This is a genomic window from Nonomuraea sp. NPDC003707, assembly GCF_053587055.1.
This window is the reverse complement of record NZ_JBSFNK010000002.1, coordinates 746,859-765,921: the sequence shown is the minus strand read 5'-3', so window position 1 is coordinate 765,921 and position 19,063 is coordinate 746,859. Positions and strand designations below refer to the sequence as shown.

The 19,063-nt window shown below is 69.8% G+C and carries 14 protein-coding genes; 10 read left to right on the top strand and 4 right to left on the bottom strand.

From position 1 onward, the window contains the following. Nucleotide 1 precedes the first annotated feature (1 nt). The 3 genes from ACWDRB_RS07550 to ACWDRB_RS07540 all read left to right on the top strand — a co-directional run bounded on the left by ACWDRB_RS07550 (nt 2) and on the right by ACWDRB_RS07540 (nt 5,494). The gene (locus ACWDRB_RS07550; RefSeq protein WP_350734880.1) at nt 2-1,027 is read left to right on the top strand and encodes a LacI family DNA-binding transcriptional regulator; all 1,026 of its coding nucleotides are present in this window, start codon (nt 2-4) and stop codon (nt 1,025-1,027) included. A 21-nt stretch (nt 1,028-1,048) separates the two neighbouring features. Continuing rightward, nucleotides 1,049-2,650, top strand: coding sequence for an FAD-dependent oxidoreductase (locus ACWDRB_RS07545; RefSeq protein ID WP_449892270.1), 1,602 nt, complete (start codon nt 1,049-1,051; stop codon nt 2,648-2,650). Nucleotides 2,651-3,193: 543 nt separating this feature from the next. Further along, nucleotides 3,194-5,494: a CHAP domain-containing protein gene (locus tag ACWDRB_RS07540; protein ID WP_449892269.1), complete on the top strand. Its 2,301-nt coding sequence runs from the start codon at nt 3,194-3,196 to the stop codon at nt 5,492-5,494. 178 nt (nt 5,495-5,672) lie between these two features. On the opposite strand, the gene ACWDRB_RS07535 is transcribed toward ACWDRB_RS07540, so the two are convergent. The 3 genes from ACWDRB_RS07535 to ACWDRB_RS07525 are packed head-to-tail and all read right to left on the bottom strand — an operon-like array spanning nt 5,673 to nt 8,429. Continuing rightward, nucleotides 5,673-6,440: a phytanoyl-CoA dioxygenase family protein gene (locus tag ACWDRB_RS07535; RefSeq protein ID WP_449892268.1), complete on the bottom strand. Its 768-nt coding sequence runs from the start codon at nt 6,438-6,440 to the stop codon at nt 5,673-5,675. A 31-nt stretch (nt 6,441-6,471) separates the two neighbouring features. Further along, nucleotides 6,472-7,461, bottom strand: a complete 990-nt coding sequence (locus tag ACWDRB_RS07530; RefSeq protein WP_449892267.1) for a Gfo/Idh/MocA family protein — start codon at nt 7,459-7,461, stop codon at nt 6,472-6,474. Beyond that, complete coding sequence (locus ACWDRB_RS07525; RefSeq protein ID WP_449892266.1) at nt 7,458-8,429, bottom strand: Gfo/Idh/MocA family protein; 972 nt, start codon at nt 8,427-8,429, stop codon at nt 7,458-7,460. The genes ACWDRB_RS07530 and ACWDRB_RS07525 overlap by 4 nt, the downstream gene beginning before the upstream one ends. A 254-nt stretch (nt 8,430-8,683) precedes the next feature. Between ACWDRB_RS07525 and ACWDRB_RS07520 the strand changes: the two genes are divergently transcribed. The 6 genes from ACWDRB_RS07520 (at nt 8,684) to ACWDRB_RS07495 (ending at nt 17,167) form a co-directional block, all read left to right on the top strand. Beyond that, complete coding sequence (locus tag ACWDRB_RS07520; RefSeq protein WP_449892265.1) at nt 8,684-10,666, top strand: MGH1-like glycoside hydrolase domain-containing protein; 1,983 nt, start codon at nt 8,684-8,686, stop codon at nt 10,664-10,666. Between the two features lie 226 nt (nt 10,667-10,892). Then, nucleotides 10,893-11,939, top strand: coding sequence for a LacI family DNA-binding transcriptional regulator (locus ACWDRB_RS07515; protein ID WP_449892263.1), 1,047 nt, complete (start codon nt 10,893-10,895; stop codon nt 11,937-11,939). Nucleotides 11,940-12,050: 111 nt separating this feature from the next. Next, entirely contained in the window at nt 12,051-13,862 is a 1,812-nt protein-coding gene (locus ACWDRB_RS07510) for an endo-1,4-beta-xylanase (protein ID WP_449892261.1), read from the top strand. A gap of 38 nt (nt 13,863-13,900) precedes the next feature. Continuing rightward, on the top strand, nt 13,901-15,361 hold the full coding sequence (locus ACWDRB_RS07505) for an extracellular solute-binding protein (protein ID WP_449892260.1): 1,461 nt from the start codon (nt 13,901-13,903) through the stop codon (nt 15,359-15,361). A gap of 4 nt (nt 15,362-15,365) precedes the next feature. Further along, a complete protein-coding gene (locus tag ACWDRB_RS07500) occupies nt 15,366-16,346 on the top strand; it encodes a carbohydrate ABC transporter permease (protein WP_350734863.1) in 981 nt (326 codons plus the stop codon). Next, the gene (locus ACWDRB_RS07495) at nt 16,343-17,167 is read left to right on the top strand and encodes a carbohydrate ABC transporter permease (RefSeq protein ID WP_350734862.1); all 825 of its coding nucleotides are present in this window, start codon (nt 16,343-16,345) and stop codon (nt 17,165-17,167) included. Before ACWDRB_RS07500 ends, ACWDRB_RS07495 begins: the two co-directional genes overlap by 4 nt. A gap of 36 nt (nt 17,168-17,203) precedes the next feature. Here ACWDRB_RS07495 and ACWDRB_RS07490 read toward each other — a convergent pair whose 3' ends face one another. Next, a complete protein-coding gene (locus tag ACWDRB_RS07490; RefSeq protein WP_449892259.1) occupies nt 17,204-18,022 on the bottom strand; it encodes a phytanoyl-CoA dioxygenase family protein in 819 nt (272 codons plus the stop codon). A gap of 80 nt (nt 18,023-18,102) precedes the next feature. On the opposite strand from ACWDRB_RS07490, the gene ACWDRB_RS07485 reads away from it, so the two are divergent. After that, nucleotides 18,103-18,936 (top strand): AraC family transcriptional regulator, encoded by an 834-nt coding sequence (locus ACWDRB_RS07485; RefSeq protein ID WP_449892258.1) that lies wholly within the window; start codon nt 18,103-18,105, stop codon nt 18,934-18,936. Nucleotides 18,937-19,063 lie beyond the last annotated feature (127 nt).

Genomic DNA, 19,063 nt, shown 5'->3' with positions numbered 1-19,063 from the left:
CATGAGACCCAGCGGTCGCCCTCGTCAGGCGGACATCGCTCGACTGGCCGGCGTCTCACAGCCGACCGTGTCCCTGATCCTCGGCGGCGGCGCCGCTGCCATGGGCATCGCCCAGGAGACCCAGCGCAAGGTCATGGAGGCCGCCGAGCAACTCGGGTACGTGCCCGACCCGATCGCCACCCGCCTGGCGGCCGGGCAGAACAACCTGCTCGGCCTCTACACCTTCACCTCGACCTTCCCCAATGAGATATCCCACGCCTACTACCCGTTCCTGGTGGGTATCGAGGAGGAGTCGGCGGCGCAGGGCTACGACCTGCTGATGTTCATCGCCTCCAGCACCACGGGCGAGCGCCCGCACGCCCAGGTGCTCAACCGGGTGCGACTGGCCGACGGCTGCCTGTTCCTGGGCAGGCACCTGCCCGTGCGGGAGATGGACCGCCTGCTGGCCACCGATCTGCCTGTCGTCTACATAGGGCGGCACGACGAGTTCGGCGACCGCCTGGCCTACATCGGCGCCGACTACGTCTCCGCCGGCGCCGCCGTGGTGCGGCATCTGGCGGGGCTGGGCCACGAGCGCATCCTGTACGTGCGCGAAGCCGACGAGGCGATCACCTCCGTCGACAGGGAGGCGGGCTTCCGGAGCGGCATGGAAGAGTGCGGGCTGGCAGCCGAGGTGGTGCGCACCGACGGCGCCGACCTGACCCCCGACCGGCTGCGCGCCTGGCGCGACCAGGGCATCACCGCGGTGGTCACCGAGGCCACCGACACCGACGCCGCCCACCGCGCCCTCCTGGCGGCCGCCGAGCGCGCGGGGCTCCGCTTCCCCGACGACCTCTCCCTGGCCACGTTCGGCGACCCCCGCGACCGCGCGGCAGGGCTCACCGGCTTCGCCGTACCCCGTCGTGAGATGGGGGCCGCAGCCGTCCGGCTGCTCACGAAACTCATCGCGGGAGACCGTACGGTCCCCAGGCATCAGCTCCTGACCTGCGAGCTTGAGCCAGGCGAGACCGCGGCGCCTCCCCGCTAGCCCTCTCGAAAGGCATCACCCATGACCGACATCCTCATCGTCGGCGGTGGGCTGGGCGGCGTCGCCGCGGCCCTGGCCGCCTGCCGTGCGGGCCACGACGTCGTCCTCACCGAGGAGACGGACTGGATCGGCGGCCAGCTCACCGCGCAGGCCGTACCCCCCGACGAGCACCCGTGGATCGAGAGCTACGGCTCCACCGCTACCTATCGTGAGGTGCGCGGCTCCATCCGCGACTACTACCGGCGCTGGTACCCCATGACCGGCGGCGCGCAGCGCTGGCGCGAGCTGAACCCAGGCGCCGGATATGTCAGCAAGTTGTGCCACGAACCACGCGTCTCCCTGGCGATCCTGCAGGCCATGCTGGCTCCCCACGTGGCCGCCGGGCGCCTGCGCGTCCTCCTTGAACACCGTCCTGTCGATGTCGAGGTGGACCGTGACCGCGTCAGGGCCGTCACGCTGCTGGACCTCCGCTCCGGCGACTCACACACCATCGCCGCCGCCTATGTCCTCGACGCGACGGAGACCGGCGATCTGCTGCCGCTGGCGAGGACGGAGTACGTCACGGGTGCGGAGGCCCGCGGCGAGCACGACGAGCCGCACGCGCCGGACGAGTACCAGCCGCTGAACATGCAGGGCATCACCTACTGCTTCGCCGTCTCCCACCACGACGGGGAGAACCACGTCATCGACCGGCCTTCGGACTACGGATTCTGGCGCGATTACCGGCCCGGCTTCTGGCCCGGGCCGCTGCTCGGCTTCAGCGCACCAGACCCACGCACCCTGGAGCCCGAAGCCCGCTGGTTCGACCCCAACCCGCCCGGTGATCCCCGCGGGGTGCTGGCCGACCAGAGCGCCCAATCGGGGGACAAGGACCTGTGGATGTTCCGCAGGATCCTCGCCCGCGACCTGTTCGAGCCCGGCTTCGCCGCTTCTGACATCACTCTGGTCAACTGGCCGCTGAACGACTACTGGCTGCGCCCGATCATCGAGGTGGACGCCGACACGGCGGCGCTGGCGCACAGGGAGGCCAGGCAACTGTCGCTGTCGCTGCTGTACTGGCTCCAGACCGAAGCGCCCCGCCCTGACGGCGGCACCGGCTTTCCCGGGCTCCGGCTCCGCCACGACGTGGTCGGCACCGCGGACGGATTGGCGAAGTCCGCCTACGTCAGGGAATCGAGGCGCATCCGCGCGGTCACCACCGTCACCGAGCACCATGTCTCCAGGGCCGTCCGCGGCGACCGCGGCACGCTGCGGCACCATGACTCCGTCGGAGTCGGCGCGTACCGCATCGACCTGCACCCGTCGACCGGTGGGGACAACTACATCGACATCGCCAGCGTGCCCTTCGAGATCCCGCTCGGCGCGTTGCTGCCCGTCAGGATGCGGAACCTGCTGCCCGCGGGGAAGAACATCGGCACCACGCACATCTCGAACGGGTGTTTTCGCCTGCATCCTGTGGAATGGAATGTGGGTGAGGTCGCGGGCCAGCTGGCCTCGTACTGCCTGCGCCGGGAGGTGGAACCGCAGGAGGTCAGGGAGAAGGAGACCTTGCTGGAGGAGTTCACCAGGGAACTGGACACGATCGGGATCGAACGCCACTGGCCGGCACCGGCGGGCTACTGATCCTCGGCCCGCGGTGTCGAAGCGCCACTGTTGACCGAAACGACGCCGAGTTCATGACCAACCCCCGCCTGGCCGCCATCGCCGAGATCGGCTGATCACCCGCCTCGACCTTGGTGGCCAGGGGCGAAGCGCTCATTGACGACGGCGCGGCCGGCCCCAGGCGGGGCTGTGCCGTCGGAGCCCGCGAAAGGCCCATTCACGACCGGTACGGGCACGGCGCCTCGCGACTGTCGCGGAGCCACTCGGCACACGTGAGTCCGACACCACGAGTGAGACCCGCTGACGGGTGCCTGTTAGCGAATTTAGGTAGATCTTTCCATATATCTCCCATCAGGCGACACATCGGACACCGCCTTCTACCTGGGACTTTACCTTCACCGGAAGCGTTGAACCCTCCTTGGGGCGCACTTGACCTGCGGAAACATCAGGCTACCCTCGCCCTATCGCAGACTTCCGGTTTATTCACATTGGTCACAAGATTACCAATTTTGTCAGGATCAATGTGCATATATCCGGCCTTGTTCAGGAGGTTCCCTCACTTCCATGACGCCAGAGACGCAGAGGTTCATCGAACTGCTCCAGCGCCAGCTCGGCTATGCCGACAAGGGCTCGAGCACCAAGTTCGGCGAATGGTACGGCAGCAACGTCGAGTTCGACGCCGACTACAGCTCGGCCCCGTGGTGCGACATGTACATCTCGTGGGCGGCGCACAAGCTCGGCTTCCAGGCATGGGTCGGCCAGTTCGCGTGGACGGTGGCACACGCGAAGTGGTTCAAGGAACAGCACGCGTGGGGGAAGGTTCCGACGCCCGGCGCGTTGGTCTTCTTCGACTGGAGCGGCTCCGGCAAGATCGACGACATCGACCACGTCGGCGTCGTGACGAAGGTGCGAGGCGACACGATCTTCACGATCGAGGGCAACACCGACGGCGGCGTCGTGGAGAGCAAAGAGCGCAGCACGAGCAGTGTCGTCGGGTACGGCTATCCGGAACGGGTCAAGGCCAACCTGGACACGACCAAGTCCGTACTCCAGCTGGTTCAGGCGCGGCCTGGACCCGAGGCGCCGCAGCAGGCGGCCGGCGACTGGTCCGCCGAAGCACGACCCGGGTCCCAGACGCGGCAAGATCAATACGCCGACCAGGCGTCCGAGGCATCACGCGACATCCACAAGAACCAGGAACAACCCGGTCACCGGCCCGCTGACTCGCGACCCGACGCGGACACGACCAACGACCAACCCTCCGACCGGGCACCCCGCCAGCCCTCCGGCGATCACACGGGACAAGAGCAGCCATCCAGCGATCACACGGGGCAAGAGCAGCCGTCCGGCGACAAGACACTCCAGAGCCCCCACGACCAGAACCCTCAGGCCACCGACGACCACGCGGCTCCGTCAGGCGCCCGGCCCGGGGCTGACGACCCGGGCCGGAACACCTCCGACGGACCGGGCACCCACGCCACGGACGAGCCGAGCTGGGCCGCCGCGGACGTACCGGCCACGAGTGCTGCGGACGGCTCGCACTCTCAGGGGCAGTCGGCTGACCCTGTGAGCCCAGGCGACAACCAGGACGACCCTCACTCCGCCACCGCACCCGAACACACTCAGGCTTCGGACTCACCGCCGAACGCGACAACCCCAACCCGGGATTCCGCCGACATTCCGCCCGCCACGGTTGCCCCGGCACCGAGTTCCTCCGACAACCCGAGCGCCAGTCCGACATCGGACACGCCGTCCACCACCCCGGCCTCCACCACCCCGACCTCCGACACCCCGACCGGCACCCCCACCCCGGCTTCCGACACCCCGACCGCCACGGTCACCCCGACCTCCGACACGCCCTCGGCCACGGCCACGGCCATTCCAACGCCAACCGTCTCCGAGACACCCCCCACAGCCAGCGCGACCCCGACCTCCGACGCGCCCTCTGCCACACCGTCGACCACACCGTCGACCACGCCCTCGACGACGACCCCGGCCACATCCACGGCCACGGCCAGCGCATCGGTGCCGCAGACGGCTTCGGAGACCACTCCTTCGCCGACCGCCACCACCGCCGAGCCGACCGCTTCTCCCGAACCCGAGCCGACCGCTTCCCCGACGGAGTCGGCGGCCACGCCCCAGTCCGAGCCGACTGCCACCCCCACGCCGACCACCGCCCCCTTCTCGGCCGAGCCGGTCCCCGAGGAGAGCACCCCTGCCGCGCCGAAATCGGCTGACACCGCGGTCGCGACGGCGTTCCCCACGCACCTCCAGGCCTCGGTCAGCGGCCCGCTGCCCAGCCTGTCCACTCCGGCGTTGGTCACCTCGGCCGTGGTCACCGTCGTGGTTCTGTTCGCGGTGTTCGTGGTGCTCAAGACGCGCGCCGGCGCCCGCTCGGCCGCCACCGCCGCCGCCGGGTACGCTCCCCCGAGCCCGCCCGTGCCGGTCGGCCCGCGGCACGGCGTCGCCGAGCCGGACGAGAACACGGTGTGGAGATGGGAGCTCCTGGAAGCCATCGAGGCTGCCGTAGCCCTCGACACCACCCCACCCGGCGAGCAGGACAGCGCCCCCTCCCAGCAGGAGAACCGACGACCCGACCCCGCTCTCGGCCCTCAGGAGGATGATGCCTTGACCGAGCCGCTGGAGTCGATCGTCAACCCTGGACCGCTGGAGTCGACCGTCGACACCGGGCCCGTCGAGCCCATCGTCATCCCCGCGGCGACGAGCCCGTTCAACGCCTTCACCCCGGCCGAGTCCATGGACGAGAACGTCCACGACCCCGCCCGCAACGGGCGCAGCGACCAGCACGCCGGCGATGAGGATGGCACCGGCGGGAAGACACCCCCGGGCCCCGACGCGCTCTAGCTTGAGCGCCCGCTCCTGACCGTCGGCACGCTGCCGCCCGCCGTGCGGGAGATCGTCCGTGCCGCCTACGCCGACGCCGGGTCGGACAGCGCATCCCGGTCTCGTGCTGTACGGCGGGACCTACGTACCGGCCTGCGGCCACCGTTGCCGCACGCCGGTACGTAGGTCCCGTCTGCTTCTACCGCCGCGTGACCTCCGCCCCCGTGAAACGGTAGTGCCGTGCCGGGTCGAAGTCGGGCCATGGCTGATAGGCGTTCACGCCGGGTTCGCCACGCAGGTGGAACGCGCTCGGGTAAGGCTGCTCGTCCGCCGTGATGCGGGTCGAGGTCGGGATGTAGCGGATGGTCAGCCCGCATCGCCGCTCTGGCGAGGTGTTCGCGTTGCTGCCGTGCACGATGTTCGGGTGGTGCACCTCGACGTCGCCCGGCGCCAGCACCATGTCCACGGCCGCCGACTCCTCCACCTCGGCCGCGATCTCTTCGCCGAGCACATTGTCCACCGTCGTGTTGGGGCGCATCGCCTGGATGTCACCTCGGTGGCTGCCGGGGATCAGCCGTACGCAGCCGTTGCCCGGCGTCGAGTGGTCGATGGCCAGCCAGAGCGTGACCACCCGCATCGGCTCCAGCGGCCAGAACGCCGCGTCCTGGTGCCAGAGCACCGGCTGCCCGGAGTACGGCGGCTTGCTGATGTAGTGCGAGGCGAACAGCGCGATGTCCGGGCCGATGAAGGTCTGCGCGATGTCCAGCAGCCGGTCGTCCGAGATCAACCGCAGCCAGAACGGGTCGTCGCGCAGCAGCGTGTGGCCCAGATGTTCGGGCCGCAGGTCCGGGTGGCGGCGCTGCAGCCAGTCAACGTGGCCGGCCGCCTCCCGCACCAGCTCCCGGTCGATGACATCGCGGAAGACGGCGTAGCCGTCGCGGTCGAATCGCTCGAGGACGTCACTCATAATGCTCTCCCGGAATGCGCAGCGGGGCCCGTCACAGGGTGATCTCTCGTTTCTCCTGCGCGGACCGGTAGGCCGCGAGAATGACCTTGAGCACGTCCGTGCCCTCTTCGTGGGTGTGCACCGGCCGCGATCCGTCACGTATCCGGCGGACGAAGTCGGCGCAGACGGCCGGAATGGAGTCGACGGCCGGAAATTCGAGCGTGGTGGCGGCCCCGCCGCGTGGCTTGTGGCACAGCGTCGTGCCGTCGCTCCACAGGCTGCCGAGCTCGCCGACCGCCGAGAACTTCTCGGTGAACGGCGCCGCCTCGTACGCCCAGCTGGTCACCACCTCCCCCACCGCGCCGTCGGCGAAGCGCACCAGCACCCGGGCGGAATCCTCGCCCTCCATGAACGCCAGCCGGTGGGTGCTGAGCATCGCCGTCACCGCGACCGGGCGGGCGGACGCCAGGTACAGCAGCAGGTAGGTGGGGTGGTAGCCGGTGTCGATGAGCTCGCCGCCGCCGCTGGTGGCCGCATGGGCGCGCCAGCCCATCGTCGACGGGTCGAAGTCGTTGAAGAAGCTGTCGGTGGTGCGCAGTTCGTACACCCGGCCCAGCGCGCCGGAGTCGATGAGCTCGCGGGCGTGGGCGACCGCGGGCAAGGTGAGCTGGTTGTGCGCGCACATCAGGGTGACCCCGGCGGTGCCCACCGCGTCGGCGATCCGCTCGGCCTCGGCGATCGTCAGGCACAGCGGCTTCTCGCACAGGATGTGCTTGCCGGCCTTGGCGGCGGCGATGACGGCGTCGGCATGCAGATGGTGGGGCAGACAGATGTCGACGGCGTCAACGGGGGCCTCCTCCAGCATGCGCTCGTAGGAGCGGTACGCCTGGGCGCCACCCGCCTGCTGGGCGCGCTCGGTGGCGGTGTCGAGGTCCACGTCGGCGACGGCGGTGACGACCGCCTCGTCCGGGACGGCGAGATAGCCGCGCAGATGGGAGCGGGAGATGTTCCCGCCGCCGATGAGGCCGATGGAGAGGGTCATATGCGGCTTCCTTCCTCGCGGCTGTCGCGGGTGGCGGCGACCATCAAGCGGGTCAGGTCGAGGCCGAGGGCGAGGTTCTCCTCGTCACGGGTGCCGTCGGCGACATGGCGTACGAACAGCTCGAACGGCGTGCCGGTACGCGGCGGCACGGGCAGTTCGCGCCAGGCGCCGCCGCTGCTGAGCAGCATCCGCGGCTCGGGCGTCCCGTACACCAGGGAGCCTTCGGTGCCGTGCAGCTCGATGGTGAACGGGGAGGCCGGTGCGACGAAGGACGCCTCCACCACGCCAAGCGTGCCGTCCGCGCAGCGCAGCACCGCGACGGCGTTGTCCTCGACGGCGCGCTTCGTCACATGGCCGAAGGACCCGGTCACGGTCTCGGGCATGCGGCCGAGGAACAGCCGGGCCAGGTACATGGGGTGGCAGCCGAGGTCGATGAGGGCACCGCCCGCGGTGGCGGCCGGGTCGTAGAAGTGCTCGGGGAGCCAGCCCTCGCCGACCGAGCCGCCGTGAGCCAGGCGGATCCGGACAAGGGTGAGGCGGCCGAGTTCGCCGTCGGCCAGCACCTTGCGGATGGCCGTCGTGTAGCCGTCGTACAGCCTGGGGAGCGCGAGCATCAGCGCGACGCCGGACTTCTCCGCGGCGGCGGTGATCTCCGCGCACTCGGCCGGGGTCGGGGCCAGGACCTTCTCGGTGAAGATGTGCTTGCCGGCCGCCGCGGCGGCCGTGATGACCTCGCGGTGCGCGGTGGTCGGGCAGGTGACGACCACGGCGTCGACGTCACCGCGCGCGAGTAGTCCGCCGAGGTCGGGATGGAAGTCGGTGCCGAGGTCGTCGGCCCAGGCCCGCCCGCGGGCGGCGTCCTCGTCCCAGACGGCGGTGATCTCGGTGCCGGGGTGCTCGGATGCCTGGCGAGCGTAGTCGGGAGCGTGCACGTGCCAGAAGCTGAGGATGGCGAGGCGCAGGGGCACGAATGATCCTTGCGTTATGGGTGGATTCAGCCTTCGGAGGTGGCCGTACCTTTGTCGAACCGGTCCAAAACCCTACTCGGGACGGTAGCCCTGGACCGGTTCGATGGCAATACTTGAACGAAAAACGGCGGTAATACTGCGGCAACTCTTGCGATGAATACGGGCCGATGTCAGCATCGGTCACGAGCGCCGGTCGTCCGCGCCCTTCGGAGAGATCTCCCCGCCCAGCCACCCGTCAGGCAAGGGATTGACGCATGCCTTATGCAGTTGACGAGTTCGCCTTCGACCTGCGCCAGAGCGTGGCGCCCGGCCACACCTGGGTCACCAGCGGCTGGACCACCGTCCACGCCCCACCGGGCTCGGTGTGCGGGGTCGGCGGGTGGTTCGCGCCACCGTACGCGGCCCCCGACGCCGCGCTGGCCGTCGAACTGGACGTGGACGGGCACCGGATCGCCGACGGCGCGGCGCCCGGCGTGGCCGGAGTGGGCCTGCTCCACGCGGGCGGCACCTGGTGGCCTGGCCGGATCGAGCGGCAGGGCACATACCACCGCCGCCACCACGGCGAACTCGTGTCGTTCGGGGTGCGGAGCACCCTCACCCCGCTGTACGGCCAGGCCGGGTTCGTCCTGGAGGTGGAGATCACCAACCGGTCTGAGCGAGACGTCGCCGTGACCCTGCACCCGCGCGCCGATCCCGGCGGCCCCCGCCGTGTCTCGCTCGGCGAATGGGGCTGGGTCCCGCCCGAACCCGGTCCGGAGGCCACGCGCACGGGACCGTGGACCTGGCAGGCCGGGGACGTCACCGTCGAGCTCTCCCACGAGGGACTCCGCCAGGACGTCCCGGCGGGCGGGAGTGCGGTGTTCGCACTGGCCGTTCGCGCCGGCGCGGGAACGCCGCCCGGGCGGCTGCGGGAGCTGGCCGCCAAGTCCCGCCACCAGTCGGAGCGCCGGCTGGCCGCGGCGCTGGCGCGGGTGCCGCGGCTGTCCAGCGACATCCCGGGGCTGGAGGCGTACTGGCGCGGCTCTCTGTCCAGCGGGCTGGCCTGTCTCTGGGACAACCCCGGCTTCATCACCTCGCCCTTCGTGGCCACCTCCGGGCTGGACGGCGGGGCGCTGTGCTCCTATGCGTGGGACACCGGCGGGTACGCCCCCCACCTGCTCTCCCTCATGCTCGGCGACGCCACCACCGCTGTTCTGGAATCCCTCATGAAGGTGGACCTCACCAGCCACTACGCGATCGCTCCCGACGGCACGGGCCAGGGCGTCCCGTACGCCTACAGCGGCTGGTCCCTGGTCACCCTCGCCACCGCCGTCGCCGCCCACCAGGACATCTCCCCCGCCCTGGTCACCCAACTCCACGAGCTGGTCGAAGGGCTGGACGCCCGCTTCACCCCGGCCGGGGCGCTCCGCGACTACGGCACCCAGCACAACCTGCTGGAGATGCGCGGCACCGGCTGGGAGCACGTGGTCGCCAGCCCCAACGCCGAACGCGCCTGGTGTCTCGACCGGCTCGCCGAGCTGGCCGAGGTGTCCGGCGCGCGGCTGCCCGTCGGCGAGTTGCGCTCCCGCGCCCGTGACATCAGGCACGCGATCGCCCGCGAGCTGTGGGACGAGCGCGAGGGCTGGTTCCGCTGCCGTTACCCCGACGGGCACACCGAGCTCGTCCAGCACGTCCAGGCGTTCGACGCGATGCGGAACGGCGCCTGCACGCCGGAGATGGCCTCGGCCATGCTGAGGCGGCTGCGTGACGGCTCGTTCCTCGCACCGTACGGCGTCAGCGCCGTGGCCGCGGACGACCGGCTGCACTACGAGCTCGGCGACACCGACTGGTCGGGCGGCGGGGCGTACACCGGGGAGGGCCCGCAGCTCGCCTTGACGCTCTGGGAGCACGGCGAGCCGTCCCTCGCCTGGAGTGTCATGCGACGGCTGCTCTGGATGGGGCAGCACTTCCCGTACTACCCCCAGGAGCACTACTGCGACCGCCCGGCGGCACCCCCCGCAGGCCGCCGGGTCAACATCGTCGCCGGGCTGGCCGGCGCGGAGGCGATCCTGACCGGCGCGGCGGGCGTGCGCTTCCGGCTCGACGGCAGCCTGGTCGTCACCCCGGCGGCGCTCCCCGACGGGGACGTGGAGCTGACCGGGCTGGTCCATCGGGGGCGCATGATCGACGTCTCGACCGCCTCAGGCGTCGTCACCGTCGACGGCCGTCCGCGCAAGGCCGGCGAGGTGATCGAGTAACGGCAACGCCGGGCCACGGGTCAGCGCCCAGGTGGCCGGGCCGCGCATGCCGGGCGGCACGACCGCCGAGCCGGCACGCCATCGGCCCGTATTCGTCGCAAGAGTTACGGGCGAGTTACTCCTGTTTTTCGTGGAAGTATTGCCATCGAACCGGTCCAGCGCTACCGTCCCAGGAAATGGTGTTGGACCGGTTTGACAAAAGGCCGGACGCAGTTGGGGAACGGGCATGGAGAAAATCACGATCCGCGATATAGCACGGCTGGCCGGCGTATCGAAATCCACGGTGTCGCTGGTGATCAACAACAGCCCGCGGGTCGACCCGGCCACCCGGCGGCGCGTGCTGGCGGTCATCACCCGCCACAACTACGTGCCCAGCGCCACCGCGAGCGCGCTGGCGAAGGGGCGGCCGCCGTTCATCGGCATGATCGTGCCCGGGTTGACGTGGCGGATGGTGGCCCCGCTGAACTTCGGGGTCGCCTCCGTCATCGAGCGCACGCCGTACGAGATCATCCTCTACACGAGCACCAACGACCGCGACTACGGGCCGGTCATCGACCGCATGCTCGCCTCGGGGTTGTCGGCCGGGGTCCTGGTGATCAACCAGGACCAGCCCATGAAACCCCTGCTCGACCTGCACGGGCAGGGCGTGCCCGTGGTCCTCATCAACACCCTCGGCTCCCACTTCGACCTGCCGTCGGTCGAGGCCGACAACTACGAGGGCGCCCGCGGCGCGGTCCGCCACCTGCTGGACCTCGGTCACCGGCGGATCGCGTCGCTGGCCGGGCCGATGACGTACCCGTGCTGCCAGGACCGGCAGCGCGGCTACGAGGACGCGCTGACCGAGGCCGGAGTCCCGATCGACGCCTCGCTCACCGCGCAGAGCGCGTTCGAGCCGCCGCGGGCCCGCGAGCTGGTGCGCGAGCTGCTGGATCGCGCCGACCGGCCGACGGCGGTGTTCGCGCACAACGACGTCACCGCCTACGCCGCCATGGAGGCCGCCACCGACCGCGGTCTGCGGGTGCCCGAGGACCTGTCCGTGGTCGGATTCGACGACATACCGTCGTCGGCCCACGTCAAGCCCGCCCTCACCACGGTCGGCCAGCCGTTCGAGGCGATGGGCCAGCAGGCGGCCCGGATGCTGCTCGCCATCGTCTCCCCCGAGTCCGGGTCCGGGTCCGGGTCCAGGTCCGGGGAAGACCCGCCACCGCCCACCCGCATCCAGTTGCCGACCACTCTCGTCGTCCGGGACAGCACGGGCCCCGCTCCCGCCTGACACCCATCTCACCTCGACTCTCACCTCCACTTTCACATCGACGAAGCGAAGACCGGCGCCCTGGCGGCACCGGTCATGATCCCCCCTGCCCGTCGAAAGAAAGGCCCCCTCATGGGTCGCTTCACCAAGGCGCTGGCGTACGTGATCCCCGGAGCGCTGCTCGCGGCGCTGATGGGACCGGCGGCGCCCGCCACCGCCGCCGCACCGACCGAGGTCATGCCGGCCGACATCCTCGAATCGTTCACCCAGTTCACGGGTAATCCCGCACCCCAGACGAAGATAGTCACCGTTCAAGGGCAGCCGGACTTCGACCAGGCGCTGCAGGTCACGGTGACCGGGCAGCCGAGCTCGTCCGGCCTGGACGGCGAGTACTCCTTCGGCGTGGGCGTCCCGTCCGCGCAGCCCACGGTCAAGGGCGAGGCGATGCTGGCCACCTTCTGGGCGCGGTCGGTCACGCCGACCCCGTCCGGATCCGGCCTGGCCCACTTCGTGTTCGAGCAGAACGGCGGGAGCTACAGCAAGTCCACCCAGGCGGCGATGAAGTTCGGGGCCGTGTGGCAGCGCTTCCAGCTGCCGTTCCGGATGGCCGCCGACTACGCGGCCGGGCAGGTCCGCGTCAACTTCTGGCTCGGGTACGGGCCGCAGGTGCTGCAGATCGCGGGCGTGTCGGTGCTGCGGTACGGACCGGGGACCCCGGCCGGGTGGCCGCAGGCCACCTACGCCGGTCGCGACGCGGCCGCGTCCTGGCGGGCCGCGGCCGACGACCGGATCGAACGCGACCGCAAGGGCAACATCTACGTCAAGGTCGTCGACTCCCAGGGCCACCTCGTCCCAGGCGCCACCGTTCAGGCGGAGATGACCAGGCACGCCTTCAAGTTCGGCTCGGCCGCGGACGGTGTGCGGCTGATGACCCAGAACACCGCGGGGCAGAAGTACCGCGACACGCTGCTGGCCAACTTCAACCAGTTCACGCTCGGCAACAACCTCAAGTGGAACCATTGGGAGAACGTGACCGAGCGGAACACGTACACGCTGCCCGCGCTCCAGTGGGGACGCGACAACGGCCTGTTCGTCCGCGGGCACACCCTGATCTGGCCCTCGTGCGGCAACATGCCCGCCGACGTCTGCGGCCTGCGCAACGACCCGGCCGCGCTGCGGAACAGGATCGACACCCACATCACCGACGAGGCCAGCACGCTCGCCGGCAAGATCGACGAGTGGGACGTGGTCAACGAGCCGTACGCCAACCACGACGTGCAGAACGTGCTCGGCGACGGCGAGATCGACCGCTGGTTCCGGCTGACCCGGCAGGCCGACGCGGGCCCCAGGCTCTACCTCAACGACTACGACATCATCGAGGACAACGGCTGGGAGGTCCGTCACCAGGACCAGTTCGCCGCCCTGGCCCGCTCGCTGAAGGACGGCGGGGCACCCATCGGCGGGATCGGCATCCAGGGGCACTTCGCCGGTGAGCAGCTCACCTCGCCGCAGGACCTGATCACGCTGATCAACAAGTTCGGCGGGATCGGCCTGCCCGTCGCGATCACCGAGTTCGACGTGGGCACCACCGACGAGCAACTCCAGGCCGACTACACGCGTGACTTCCTCACCGTGATGTTCAGCATGCCGCAGGTCACCGGGGTCAGCACGTTCGGGTTCTGGGAGGGCGACACCTGGGATCCCAAGCGGGCCCTGTTCCGGACCGACTACACGCCCAAGCCGAACGCCGTGGCCTGGCGCGACCTCATCTACGGCAAGTGGTGGACCAGGGCGACGGCCACGACCGGGGCGACCGGATCGACCACGGTGCGGGGCTTCCTCGGCGACTACACCGTCAAGGTCACGGCCGGCGGCGTCACCAAGGAGGTCGCCGTCTCGATGCCGACCATCGCCGGCAAGGCGATCACGGTGGTCGTCGGCTGACGTCAGCACATCGAGTCGGCTCATCGAAAGGAAAGTCCATGTCAGCCATTCAGCTCAGCCGCCGGCAACTCCTGGGGGCCGCCGTCGCCACCGGCGGCGCCGCGTTCCTCGCCGGCTGCGGCGACTCCCGGCAGAACGCCGCCCCGGCGCAGGGCACCACGCTGGCGTACTGGGACTGGTACGTCAGCCAGGCGCCGTGGGTGGACAACGAGATCAAGCTCTTCCAGCAGGCCAACGGCAAGACCACGATCAAGAAGACCACCCAGGTCACCGACAAGTACCTCGACCTCGTGGCGCTGGCCTTCCGCAGCGGCACCGCCCCCGACGTCCTCCTGCTGCCCACCAAGCCGAAACTGGAGACGCACGTCGGCGAGGGCTGGCTGATGCCCCTGGACAAGTGGGCCACCCCCGAGTGGCGGTCGAGGTTCCCCGCCAACAGTTTCGTCGAGGGCGTCAACATCTTCGGCGGCAAGGTCTACTCCGCGCCCTTCAGCGGCCTCGCGCCGGCGCTGCAGCTCTACATCCACAACGGGGTCTTCAAGGAGGCCGGCCTGACCAACCCCGACGGGTCGGTGCTCATCCCGAAGACGTGGGACGACATCACCCGCGCCGCCGAGGCGATCACGAGCAAGAGCGGCGGCAAGGTCTTCGGGATCGGCTTCGGCAACGCGCAGAAGGGGGCCCTGCCGTGGCTGATCGAGCTGTTCTGCCGCGGCGCCGGGTCGCCCGGGGGCACCCAGTCGGTCGACTACCGCACCGGGAAATGGACGTACGGGACCGACCGCAACTACGCCGACTTCCTCGCTCTCCTCCTCGACTGGAAGAGCCGCGGCTTCATCTACCCGAACTCGATGAGCATTTCGGACGAGCAGGCCAGGGCGTTCTTCTCGAAGGGCCGGTTCGGCATGATCGTCGGCGGCGTGTGGAACCAGGCGCCCTGGGAGGAGGCCGGTTTCAAGGACTACAGCCTCATGACGCTCCCGTCGCCGACCGGCACCCCGCAGGGCTTCTTCTACGGAGCCCCGGGCAGCTACCTGATGGGCATCTCGGCCAAGGCCAGGAACCCCGACCAGGCGTGGGCCTGGCTCGACTGGTTCTACAGCCCCGCCGCCGGCAAGCGCTGGGTGCAGGGCGGCTACGGCCTGTCGGTCTACCCCGAGAACAACGACCCGGCGGGGGTGACCTCGCCGACGTTCAAGCAGTACGTGGCCATGGCGAACACGGCCCTCGTCGGCCCGGTGCCCGCCATCCGCAACCCGGAGATCGCCAAGGTGGAGGTGGCGCCGGTCCAGCCGGACCTCCCGGACGTCGCGGCCGGCATCTACACCGGCCAACTCAAGGACACGCCCAAGGCGCTCAAGGAACTCGAGGACCGCCTCAACGGCGCTCTGGGCGAGGCCGTGTCGAAGGCCCGCGGGCAGGGGCTCAAGGTCAGCATGGACGACTACGTGTTCGCCGACTGGGACATCGCCAAGCCGTACACCACCAAGCGCGGATGAGCTGATGACGGACATCCAACTGGTCGGCCGGCCCCGCGCGCTGATCGCGGGCAGGGCGTCCCGCCTGCGACGGCGGATCGCCGCGGCGCGCTGGTCCTACCTGTACGTCCTGCCGATGCTGGTGCTGCTGCTGGCGTTCGTGATCTACCCGATCATCGCGTCGCTCGGCTACACCTTCTACCGGTGGGACGGGATCGGCGAGCCCGGCGACTTCGTCGGGCTCGCCAACTTCGCCCGGGTGATGACGGACTCCATCTTCTGGGGAGCCCTGCGCAACACGTTCTTCTACGTGCTGCTCGTGGTGCCCGTCCAGCTCGTTCTCGCGCTCGCGCTCGCCCTCGTGCTGAACAACCGCCGGCTGCGCGGAAGGACTCTGTACCGGACGCTCTTCTTCCTTCCGGTGGTGACGTCGGCCGCGGTCGTCGGCGTGGTCGTCCAGCTGCTCTTCTCCAATTTCGGCGACGTGGTCAACGACGTGCTGATGTCGATCGGCCTCACGGACGAATACGTGGACTGGCTCGGCGACCCGAGTTTCGCGATGATCATCATCATCGGGGTCGGGATCTGGCACACGCTGGGCTACAACCTCGTCTATTTCCTGGCCGGTCTGCAGACGATCCCCGACGAGCTGTACGAGGCGGCGCGGCTCGACGGCGCAGGCGCCCTCGCGAGCTTCCGCTACATCACCGTCCCCATGCTCAGGTCGGTGGGGGTCGTCATCGTCCTGCTGTCGGTCATCGGCTCGTTCCAGGTCTTCGACCTCGTGCAGGTGCTCACCAACGGCGGGCCGTACTTCGCCACCGAGGTCGTGAACACCTACGTCTACCACCTGGCGTTCGGCGGGTTCGGCGGCACCGGCGTCGAGCGGGACGTCGGCCTGGCCTCGGCGGCGTCGTTCTTCTACGGGATGCTGCTCATCGTCTTCGCCGTGGCCCAGGCCCTCTTCCTGCGGGTGCTGGTCAAGCGCAGGGGAGGTCGCGCATGACCCGGCGCGCGCCGTGGCTGACGCACGCGTTCCTGCTCCTCGGCGGGATCGCCTGGCTGTACCCGTTCCTGTGGACGCTGGGCAGTTCGCTGAAGAGCACCGACGAGTTCTTCGGCCGCGGCCTGAACCCGCTGCCCGGCACGCCGCTGTGGGCCAACTACGGGCAGGCCTGGCAGGGGGCGTCCTTCGGCCAGTACTTCCTCAACACCCTCACCATCACCGTCGCCACGGTGGTCATCACCCTGCTCGTCACCGCCATGGCCGGCTACACGCTGGCCCGCACCGAGTTCCCCGGCAAGGGGCTCGTCCTGGTCGTGATCGCGGGGACGGTCTTTCTCCCCCACGGCTACACCATCATCCCGATCTTCGACATCATGGACGCGCTCGGCCTGCTCAACAGCCTCTGGTCGATCATCATCGTGCAGTCCGCGGGCGGGATCGTCTTCGGCACCTTCCTGTTCATGGGCTACTTCCGGGCCATCGACCACTCGCTGGAGGACGCCGCCCGGGTGGACGGGGCCGGATTCCACCAGGTCTTCTGGCGGATCATGCTCCCGTTGTCGGGTCCGATGCTGGCCACGGTCGGCCTGTTCACCGCCATCTCGGCGTGGAACAGCTTCTTCATCCCGCTCGTGTTCACCCTCGCCCGTCCCGAGCTGCGCACCCTGGGCGTCGGGATGTACGCCTTCATCGGCGAGAACTCCACCGACTGGACGCTGCTGTGCGCCGGCTCCGTCATCACGCTCGCCCCCATCATCGCGATCTTCCTGGTGCTGCAGCGGTTCTTCGTGAACGGACTCGCCGGCGCCGTCAAGCAGTGACAGAAAGGTTTCCGTGTCCCATCCCCGGGGAGCCGGTCACCCTCTCCGGTGCAGAACAGGATTGAGCGGGGTGTCCGGGACGGCTCCCACCTCGGCTCCGGGCAGCCACGCACGCAGGTCGTGCCGCTGGTTGTCGTTGACCGGCCGGGCGACCGTGATGTCGGCGTCCATGTAGATCACGGTCATGACCCGGCGCGGGAGGTCCGAGCGGTTCGGCGCGGCGTGGTGGAACGTCCACCCGAGGTGGTAGCTCACCTCGCCGAGCCGGTACGGCGTCTCGACCGACGGGAAGTCCCGCTCGGCCAGCGCCCGCTGCAGCTCCCGCTCGGACTCGTCGCTGATGGGCAGGTCACGGCCGTACTCGAAGCGGTGGCTGCCGGCGGCGAAGGCCAGCGGCCCCATCTCGGCCGGCGTCTCCTGCAGGGGGATCCAGACCGTCACGGTCCGGTCGCCGGCCAGCGGCCAGTAGTACTGGTCGGCGTGCCACGGGGTGAACCCGCCGCCCGGCTCCTTGTACAGCGCCTGGTCGTGATAGAGCCGGACGCCGTCCACGCCGAGCAGCTCGGCCGCGATGCGGGCCAGACGCGGGGAGAAGGCGAACTCGCGGACGAGGTCGCTGTGCCGCCACAGGTTGGTGACCTGGAGGAACGCCTTGCCGTACGTGTCGCGTTCGGCGAGGGGGAGGTGCTGGGTGTTCAGGTCGATGACCTTCGCGGTGATCTCGGGTTCGTACGCCGCGATAGTCCCGGCGTCCAGCACGCCGGGCAGTTTCACGAAGCCGTTGTCGTCGAAGTGCCGCAGCGCGGCGGCGTCGAGGTCGTACCGGGACTCGAGATCGTGGGGTGTGATCGTCATGCGACCAGCCTTGCCGCACCCTGGTGTTCGAGCCACGCGACGGATGACCGATTCCGATACTTTCATGACGACGGAGCACCATGCGCGCGTTCTACGAGCACATCGAGGCCACCTCCCAGCTCTCTTGGACGCTGTACGTCCGCCAGGCCACGCGCTTCCGCTTCGCCTGGCACTTCCACCGCGAATACGAACTGACCCTGATCACCCAAGGCACCGGCACCCGGTTCGTGGGCGACTGCGTCGAGGAGTACGGTCCCGGCGACCTGACCCTGATCGGCCCTCAGCTGCCGCACACGTACCAGTCGGTGCCCGGTCACGGCAGGCACGAGGCGATCGTCGCCCAGTTCCGCCGGGACTTCCTGGGACGGGACTTCTTCGACCGCCCCGAGTTCGCCGACGTGGCCGCGCTGCTCGAACGCTCGGCTCGGGGGCTGAGCTTTCCCCCGTACGCCGTGGACCTCGGCGACCTCGACGCGATGCCGCCGCCCGAGCGGACCCTTGCGCTGATCGACGCGCTCGTCCGGCTGTCGCGTCGCGCCGATGCGCGCCCGCTGGCCGGCGACCGGTACGTCCCCTCCCTCAACGGGGCCACTCGCGACCGCATCGACGCGATCGTCCGGCTGCTCAACGAGGAGTACGCCGGGCCGGTCACGCTCGAAGCCGTCGCCCGCGCCGCCCATCTGGCCCCGGCCTCGGCCAGCCGGTTCTTCCGCCGCACCACGGGTGCCACGATCACCGGCTACCTCACCATGCTGCGGGTCAACGCCGCCTGCCGGTTGCTGAGGGAGACCGACCGCACCGTCTCCGGCATCTCCGCCGACTGCGGCTTCTCCAACCTGTCCAACTTCAACCGCCGTTTCCGGGAGCTGAGGGGCATGTCGCCACGCGAGTACCGGGCGCTCTGGCGGACCTGACAACGGGACCACGGCTGCCGGCCCTTCGCCGACGGTCGAGCGTGCCGGTCAGGGGTGGATACCGAAGAGCCGAGCAGGCCGGTGTCGATGCGCATGGACTCCAGCAGGCCGAAGGCGTTGTCCTCGG